Origin of the sequence: Streptomyces boncukensis (genome assembly GCF_011045075.1) — a bacterium.
GTDB classification, from domain to species: domain Bacteria; phylum Actinomycetota; class Actinomycetes; order Streptomycetales; family Streptomycetaceae; genus Streptomyces; species Streptomyces boncukensis.
In genome coordinates this window covers 1-7,058 of sequence record NZ_JAAKZZ010000396.1, presented here as the reverse complement: position 1 = coordinate 7,058, position 7,058 = coordinate 1, and the positions used below count along the sequence as shown (strand labels likewise).

Sequence of the window (7,058 nt, the reverse complement as noted above, 5' to 3'; positions counted from 1 at the left end):
GGACTACATGGGGCGCACACTGGTCGGGCAGCACTCGACCACGGAGGCACATATGCGCAATGCCGCGGGCATCGACACCAGCGAGCCGCACTCGGCGAGGGTCTACGACTACATACTCGGCGGCAAGACCCACTTCCCCGCCGACCGGGAAGCCGCCGACGACCTCCGGGCCGCCTGGCCGAAGCTCCCGACGAGCATGCGGATCAACCGGGCCACCATGCACCGGATGGGCCGCTGGCTGGCCGCCGAGGAGGGCATCACCCAGTTCCTCGACATCGGCACCGGCATCCCCACCGAGCCCAACCTCCACCAGATCGTGCAGGAGATCACGCCGGCGTCCCGCGTCGTCTACGTGGACAACGACCCGCTGGTCCTCACGCACGCCCGCGCGCTGCTGGCCAGCACCCCCGAGGGCCGCACCCGGTATCTGGAGGCCGACCTGCGCGAGCCGGGCGGGGTGTTCGGCTCGCCGGAGCTGCTGGAGACCCTCGACCTGTCCCGCCCGGTCGGCGTCACGGTGATCGCGATGCTGCAGTTCGTGGAGGACGCGGCCGGTCTCGTACGGGAGTTGACCGCGTCGCTGGCGCCGGGCAGCTGTCTGGCGCTGACCACGGCGACCGGGGACATCACCCCGGACGAGGTGACGGAGATGGCGCAGCGCTACACCGACCGCGGCGTCCCCATGTATCTGCGCACCCGGGACGAGGTGGTGGCGCTGTTCGACGGGATGGAGCTGGTCGAGCCCGGTGTGGTGCCGATGAACCGGTGGCGGCCCGACCCGGGCGCGCCGCCGGTCCCCGACACGGATGTCAATATGTACGCGGGAGTCGGCCGGGTCGTGTGACGGTCCGGCTCACCCCCCGGCCCGGAACCGCTCCACCAGCGCGGCCGGGGCCTTCTCCGGCGAGCCCGCGTCGTACGGCGGCTGCGGATCGTACTCGATCATCAGCTGGACGCCCTGCGCGAAGGAGTCCCCCGCGATCCGCCCGGCCAGGGCCAGGCCCATGTCGATACCGGAGGACACCCCCGCGGCGGTGACGTACTTGCCGTCGAAGACGACCCGCTCCCCCGTCGGCTCCGCGCCCAGCCGGCCGAGCTGCTCCCGGGCCAGCCAGTGGCCCGTGGCCCGGCGGCCCTTCAGCAGGCCGGCGGCCGCGAGCAGCAGCGAGCCGGTGCACACGGAGGTCATCCACACGGCCGTGGTGTCCACGGCGCGCAGCCAGTCCCGCAGCGCCGGGTTCTCCAGGTCCGGCGCCGGGCCGCCCGGCACCACCACCAGGTCGGGACGGGGCACGTCCGCGAGCGCCGCGTGCGCCTCCAGGGCCACGGTGCGGTTGTCGTCGACCACGGGGCCGGGCCGTTCGGCGACGAACACGGTCTCGGCGTCCGGCAGCGAACTGAGCGTCTGGTACGGGCCGATGGCGTCGAGAGCGGTGAACTCGTCGTAGAGCAGGATCGCGATCTGCATGAGGACCTTTCCGGTGGTCGGGGCTCGGCGGGGTGTGCGGCCGGTCAGTGCGCGGCCGAGGGGGCGGTGGTGGTGGTGCGGAAGCGGCGGGCGTAGTCGGAGGGCGCGGTGCCCAGCGCCCTGACGAAGGCGCGGCGCATCGCCTCGGGCGTGCCGTAGCCGCAGGCCCGGGAGATCTCCTCGACGCCGTCGGCGGTGTCCTCCAGCAGCCGCCGCGCGTGTTCGAGGCGGACGCGGTCCACGTAGCGGCCCGGCGTCATACCCGTCTCGGCGTGGAACGCGCGGGCGAAGTGCCGTGGCGAGAGCCGGGCGCGGGCGGCGAGCGCGGTGACGGACAGGTCGTCGCCGGGGTGGTCGGCGATCCAGCGCTGGACGTCGCGCAGCGGACCGCGCCGCGCGGTCCGCGCGGAGAGCTGGGCGCTGAACTGCGCCTGGTTTCCCGGGCGGCGGAGGAACACCACCAGATGGCGGGCGACGGCGAGCGCCGTCTCGCGGCCCAGGTCCTCCTCCACCAGCGCCAGCGTGAGATCGATGCCCGAGGTCACCCCGGCGGAGGTCGCCAGTCGGCCGTCGCGCACGAAGAGGGGGTCGGGGTCGACCTCCACCCGGGGGTGGTCGCGGGCGAGCGTGTCGCAGTAGGCCCAGTGGGTCGTCGCCCGGCGGCCGTCCAGCAGTCCCGCCGCCGCGAGCAGCCGGGCCCCGGTGCACACGGACACCAGGCGGGCGGCGCGCGGGCCGTGGGCGCGCAGCCAGTCGACGAGCGGCGGGTCGTCCCGCAGGGAACCCGGTCCGCCGGGCACCACCAGGGTGTGCGGCGCGGCCCCCGCGTCGGTGAGCGCGCCGTCCGGCGTCAGGGCCAGCCCGCTGGAGGTGCGCACGGCACCGCCGTCCAGCGACGCCGTGCGGATCCGGTACGCGGCGCCCGGGGCCCCGCCGGCGAAGGCGTCCGCGCCCGCCAGCACCTCGGCGGGGCCCGTGACATCGAGGCTCTGCACGCCGTCGAAGAGGACGATCAGCACCGAACGTGTCATGCGTCCGATTCTTCAAGCGCGGCCGCGCCGTCCGCAATGACGGATCCCCCACCTTTCCTGCCATCCGGAGCTCCAGCACCCCCTCGTCCAGGACCGCGCCCCGCCAGGGGCGCGGGGAACTGCGCGGCCTGCCACGACGGACCCGCAGTCAGCGACGCGCGGGAAGGGGCTGCCCCTGGGGGCTCGTCGCGGGGTGCGGCACCGCAGTGGCTTGGCGCGCCCCGCGCCCCGCCAGGGGCGCGGCTCCCGACGCCGGGGACTCGTGGCCCGGAAGGCACCGCCTAGGCTGGGCCGATGGCCCGTCCCACGTTCCGCGAGCTGACGGCACAGGCGCTGTCGTCCGTCGAGCACGGCTACGACCTGCTCGCACCGAAGTTCGACCACACGCCCTACCGCACCCCGGACCGGGTACTGAACGCCACGGTGCGGGTGCTGCGCCCCTACGGCCCGTTCGGCACGGGCCTCGACCTGTGCTGCGGCACCGGCGCGGGGGCGCGGGTGCTGCGCGCGGTGTGCCGGAAGCGGATGACGGGCCTCGACTTCAGCGCGGGCATGCTGGACCGGGCCCGCTCCGCGGCGCCGGACGGCACCTGGGTACGGGGCAACGCGCTGGCGCTCCCGTTCGCGCCGGGCTCGTTCGACCTGGTGGTCAGCTTCGGGGCGCACGGCCACTTCCTCCCCCGGGAGCGCCCGCGGCTGTTCGCCGCGGTACGCACGGCGCTGCGGCCGGGCGGCCGGTTCGCCTTCCCGCTGGCGGCGCCCGCGCGCCCGGGGACGCCGGCCTACTGGTCGCTGCTGGCGTTCGACACCGCGATGCGGGTGCGGAACGCGGTGTGGCGGCCGCCGTTCGTCATGTACTACCGCACCTGGCCGCTCACGGACGTGCGGCGCGAGCTGCGCGCGGCCGGGTTCGGGGTGACGCTGCACCCGCTGTCCGAGCTGGGCGTCCGCCCGGACGGCTCCCCACGCTGCCGCCTGGTGCTGGCCACCCGGCTGCCGGAGCACTCAGGCTGACCTGACGCGGCGCGCCGGCCGCGCTGCCCGACACGGTGCGGAACTCAGCCGTCCAGGAGGGCGATGTCGAGAGCGCGGAGGCGAGCCGGTTCGGCGATGACCTCGTATCCCGCAATCCGCTCCCCCTCGACCACGAAGGTGAGCGCGAGGCGCAGCCGCCCCCGGGGCGCGACGACAGCGCCCATGCTCCCGTCCACCAGCGCCACCTCCGCGAACCGCGCCGGGCGCCCCAGGACCACCGTCTCCTCCGCCACGGTCCGCGCTCCGCGCGAGAGCGGCGGCACCCCGGGCGGCAGCGCGGCGGGGTCGACGCGCCGCACCACGTCGGGCGCCAGCACCTCCAGCAGGCCGCCGAGGTCCCCGTCCCGCGCCGCGGCGAGGAACGCCTCCACGGCCCGCCGGTTCCGGGCGAGTTCGGCGGCGGATCCGGCGCTGGTCCCGTCCGGGGCGCCGTGCCGATCCGGGTGCCGGCCCCGTACCCGCTGCCGCGCCCGGCTGGCGAGCTTCTTCGCGGCGGCCGGCGAGCGCTCGACGATGGGCGCGATCTCGTCGAACGGCACGGCGAACCCGTCGTGCAGCACGAACGCCACCCGTTCGGCCGGCCCCAGCGCGTCCAGCACCACGAGCAGCGCGCGGCCCACCGACTCGGCGAGCAGCACCTCGCTCTCCGGCCCGCTCTCCACGGCCCCGGCGTCCGGCTCGGCGCCGTGGGGCATCCGCTCGCCGACGAAGTCCTCCCGGCGCGAGGCGCGGGAGCGGAGCATGTCCAGACAGATCCGGGAGACGACCGTCCGCAGCCATCCGGCCAGATTCCCGATCTCCGCGGCGTCGGCGCGGCCGAGCCGCAGCCACGCCTCCTGGACGGCGTCCTCCGCCTCGGCCGACGAGCCGAGCATGCGGTAGGCGACGGCGTGCAGCTCGCCCCGGTGGGTCTCGAACCGCTCCGCCAGCCGGTCCCGCGCGTCGTCCATCCGCCGTCCTTCCCGATCGTCACCGAGGGTACGCGGACGCCCTCTACCCGGCGCGCCGGGAGACGGGAAGACTGCGCTGCCATGGAGCAGCAGTCGCAGGGACGCATCGACACCACCGTGCCGCACTCGGCACGCATCTGGAACTACTGGCTGGGCGGGAAGGACCACTACCCGGTGGACCAGCGCGCGGGGGACGAGTTCGCGCGGGTCTTCCCGGGGATCGTGGACGCCGCGCGCGGCTCGCGGCACTTCCTCGCCCGCACGGTGCGCCTGCTGGCGGGCGAGGCGGGGATACGGCAGTTCCTGGACATCGGCACGGGGCTGCCCACCGTCGACAACACCCACGAGCTGGCGCAGCGCGTCGCCCCCGAGGCGCGGATCGTGTACGTCGACAACGACCCGCTCGTCCTGGCGCACGCCCGCGCGCTGCTGACGTCCACGCCGCAGGGCGCCACCGCGTACATCGACGCCGACCTGCACCAGCCGGAGGCGATCCTGCGCGCCGCGGCGGAGACGCTGGACCTCTCCCGGCCCGTCGGCCTGACGCTGCAGGGCATCATGGGCCACGTCGCCGACGACGCGCGGGCCCGCTCGCTGGTGGCGCGGCTGGTCGGGGCGCTGGCCCCGGGGAGCTTCCTGACGCTGAGCGACGGCACCGACGTCAGCGCGGAGCGCCGCCGGGCGCACGAGCGGTACAACAGCTCCGGCGCGGCGCCCTACCATCTGCGCAGCCCCGGGCAGCTGCGGGAGTTCTTCGCCGGGCTGGAGCTGCTGGAGCCGGGCGTGGTGCCGGTGACCGAGTGGCGGCCGGACCCGGAGCCGTTCGCGCCGGTGCCGGTGACGACGTACGGCGGCGTCGGACGGAAGCCCTGAGACCGCCCTGGGGCCGCCCTGGGACCGCAGCCGCGGCGCGGCGCGCGGTGCCCGCGGTCAGGAGGCGCCGTCCGGGGGCGGCTGGGCGATGGGCGCGGTCTTGGGGGCCGGGACGGCGGCGATGAGGTCGCGCGCGTCGATCTCGACGGTGCTGTCGGCGCGTCCGCTGCCGCAGTAGACGGTGCCCATGCCGGACACCGCGTCGTCGAAGACGACCACCGCCGAGGTGTCGGCGGACACCGGGCAGAGCCCGCCGGGCTCCATGCCGAGCGCGCCCAGCACCTCGGGGCCCGCGGGCGACAGGTCGGCGCGCCGCACCCCCGCGGCGCGCGCCAGTTCGCCGTACCGCAGCCGCGCGTCGCCGCGCAGCCCGGCCAGCACGAGCCGGCGGCCGGGGGTGACGAAGGCGAGGGTCTTCACGGTCCGCCCCAGCGGAACGCCGAGTGCCGCGCACACCTCGTCGATCCGGGTCACACCGGGGTGCTCGCGGAGGCGGAACTGCGCGCCGCGCGAGGCCAGAACCCCGGCGGGGCGCACTGCTTCGGGGGCGCGGTCGTCGCTGTCCATCCCCGGACCCTACGGCAACCCCGCGGGGCGCGCGGGCGGGGTCAGCCCTCCGCCGGGGTCTCCCACTGGGTGCGCAGCCGCCCCAGGTGGCGACGCATGCACTCCTCGGCCGCCGGCGCGTCCCCGGCCAGCACGAGCTCCAGCAGCACCTCGTGCTCCTCGGCCGACACCAGCAGCTGGCCGGTCTCGGCGAGGCCGGCGAGGCCGTACAGCCGGGAGTGCCCGCGCAGTTGGCCGACGACCTCCACCAGGCGGCGGTTCCCGGCGAGTCCGAGCAGGGCCAGATGGAAGCGGCGGTCGGCCTCCAGGAAGCCGACGAGGTCGCCGGCGCGGGCCGCCTCCACTATCTCGCGGGCGACGGGGCGCAGTTCCTCCAGCCGGGCGGCGTCGGCAGTGCGGGCCGCCTCGCCGACGGTGGGCACCTCGATCAGCTCCCGGACGGCGACGTACTCGGCCAGGTCCCGCCGGGACAGCTCGGTCACCCGGAACCCCTTGTTCCGGACCGCCTCCACCATGCCCTCGCGGGCGAGGTCGAGCATCGCCTCCCGTACCGGCGTGGCCGAGACGCCGAACTGGGCGGCAAGCTGCGGCGCCGAGTAGACGGCCCCGGGGCGCAGTTCGCCCGCGACCAGCGCGGCGCGCAGCGCGTGCGCGACATGGTCGCGGATGCTGCGCCGGTCCGGCACAGCGGGCAGCTTCAGGGGGCGGTCTGCGGTCATCGACGCGCTGCTCCTCGGCGGCAGAGGACGGTTGAGCGGGGCGCTCGTGTGGTGCTGATCGTACGACGGCGCGCCGCCGCCCCTGCCCCGTGCACCCGGGAGCGGACAGGTCCGGGGGGTTCCCTGTGCCATGTGATGTGTGAAATTCTACTGTTCACTGCAACGACGCAGTGACACCCCCTTCTCCCCCCACAGGAGAGCCCCATGAGCCGGAACGACCGAAGATGCTCGTTACGCGCACGCCCGCAGCTCCCCCGGGCGCTGGGCGCCGGAACCCTGGCCCTGGCCCTGAGCCTGAGCCTCTGGACGGGCGCGGCCACGGCGGCAGCCCCGCCCGACGCGCCGCCCGCCGCACCGTCCGAAGGGCGCGCTGCGGGCGCCGGGCCCCAGCCGTCGGTGCCGGGCGGGACCGAAC

At 75.7% G+C, this 7,058-nt stretch carries 8 protein-coding genes and 1 pseudogene; 4 read left to right on the top strand and 5 right to left on the bottom strand.

Going from position 1 to position 7,058, the window contains the following annotated elements; all coding sequences use genetic code 11:
• The first annotated feature begins 52 nt into the window (after positions 1 to 52).
• Positions 53 to 844 carry an SAM-dependent methyltransferase gene (locus tag G5C65_RS27790; protein ID WP_165301773.1) on the top strand — a complete coding sequence of 264 codons (792 nt, stop codon included), beginning with the start codon at positions 53 to 55 and terminating at the stop codon, positions 842 to 844.
• 9 nt (positions 845 to 853) lie between these two features.
• Here the strand turns inward: G5C65_RS27790 and G5C65_RS27785 are convergent, their stop codons facing one another.
• Positions 854 to 1,468 (bottom strand): DJ-1/PfpI family protein, encoded by a 615-nt coding sequence (locus tag G5C65_RS27785; protein ID WP_165301772.1) that lies wholly within the window; start codon positions 1,466 to 1,468, stop codon positions 854 to 856.
• Between the two features lie 44 nt (positions 1,469 to 1,512).
• Entirely contained in the window at positions 1,513 to 2,499 is a 987-nt protein-coding gene (locus G5C65_RS27780; protein ID WP_165301771.1) for a GlxA family transcriptional regulator, read from the bottom strand.
• A 294-nt stretch (positions 2,500 to 2,793) separates the two neighbouring features.
• Here G5C65_RS27780 and G5C65_RS27775 point away from each other — a divergent pair, with 294 nt between their 5' ends.
• Entirely contained in the window at positions 2,794 to 3,513 is a 720-nt protein-coding gene (locus tag G5C65_RS27775) for a class I SAM-dependent methyltransferase (protein ID WP_165301770.1), read from the top strand.
• A gap of 44 nt (positions 3,514 to 3,557) precedes the next feature.
• On the opposite strand, the gene G5C65_RS27770 is transcribed toward G5C65_RS27775, so the two are convergent.
• A complete protein-coding gene (locus G5C65_RS27770; protein ID WP_165301769.1) occupies positions 3,558 to 4,484 on the bottom strand; it encodes a sigma-70 family RNA polymerase sigma factor in 927 nt (308 codons plus the stop codon).
• A gap of 81 nt (positions 4,485 to 4,565) precedes the next feature.
• Between G5C65_RS27770 and G5C65_RS27765 the strand changes: the two genes are divergently transcribed.
• Positions 4,566 to 5,357 (top strand): SAM-dependent methyltransferase, encoded by a 792-nt coding sequence (locus G5C65_RS27765; RefSeq protein WP_165301768.1) that lies wholly within the window; start codon positions 4,566 to 4,568, stop codon positions 5,355 to 5,357.
• A gap of 57 nt (positions 5,358 to 5,414) precedes the next feature.
• On the opposite strand, the gene G5C65_RS27760 is transcribed toward G5C65_RS27765, so the two are convergent.
• Together G5C65_RS27760 and G5C65_RS27755 are read right to left on the bottom strand one after the other, a co-directional pair.
• Positions 5,415 to 5,924 (bottom strand): YbaK/EbsC family protein, encoded by a 510-nt coding sequence (locus G5C65_RS27760; protein ID WP_165301767.1) that lies wholly within the window; start codon positions 5,922 to 5,924, stop codon positions 5,415 to 5,417.
• A gap of 41 nt (positions 5,925 to 5,965) precedes the next feature.
• Positions 5,966 to 6,643, bottom strand: coding sequence for a GntR family transcriptional regulator (locus tag G5C65_RS27755; protein WP_165301766.1), 678 nt, complete (start codon positions 6,641 to 6,643; stop codon positions 5,966 to 5,968).
• A 204-nt stretch (positions 6,644 to 6,847) separates the two neighbouring features.
• On the opposite strand from G5C65_RS27755, the pseudogene G5C65_RS38680 reads away from it, so the two are divergent.
• Positions 6,848 to 7,058: pseudogene (locus G5C65_RS38680) on the top strand (hypothetical protein); the annotation flags it as partial.

Excerpts from the sequence above, each read along its gene's own strand:
- G5C65_RS27790 (WP_165301773.1), top strand. The coding sequence starts at position 53 with ATGCGCAATGCCGCGGGCATCGACACCAGCGAGCCGCACTCGGCGAGG.
- G5C65_RS27785 (WP_165301772.1), bottom strand. The coding sequence starts at position 1,468 with ATGCAGATCGCGATCCTGCTCTACGACGAGTTCACCGCTCTCGACGCC.
- G5C65_RS27780 (WP_165301771.1), bottom strand. The coding sequence starts at position 2,499 with ATGACACGTTCGGTGCTGATCGTCCTCTTCGACGGCGTGCAGAGCCTC.
- G5C65_RS27775 (WP_165301770.1), top strand. The coding sequence starts at position 2,794 with ATGGCCCGTCCCACGTTCCGCGAGCTGACGGCACAGGCGCTGTCGTCC.
- G5C65_RS27770 (WP_165301769.1), bottom strand. The coding sequence starts at position 4,484 with ATGGACGACGCGCGGGACCGGCTGGCGGAGCGGTTCGAGACCCACCGG.
- G5C65_RS27765 (WP_165301768.1), top strand. The coding sequence starts at position 4,566 with ATGGAGCAGCAGTCGCAGGGACGCATCGACACCACCGTGCCGCACTCG.
- G5C65_RS27760 (WP_165301767.1), bottom strand. The coding sequence starts at position 5,924 with ATGGACAGCGACGACCGCGCCCCCGAAGCAGTGCGCCCCGCCGGGGTT.
- G5C65_RS27755 (WP_165301766.1), bottom strand. The coding sequence starts at position 6,643 with ATGACCGCAGACCGCCCCCTGAAGCTGCCCGCTGTGCCGGACCGGCGC.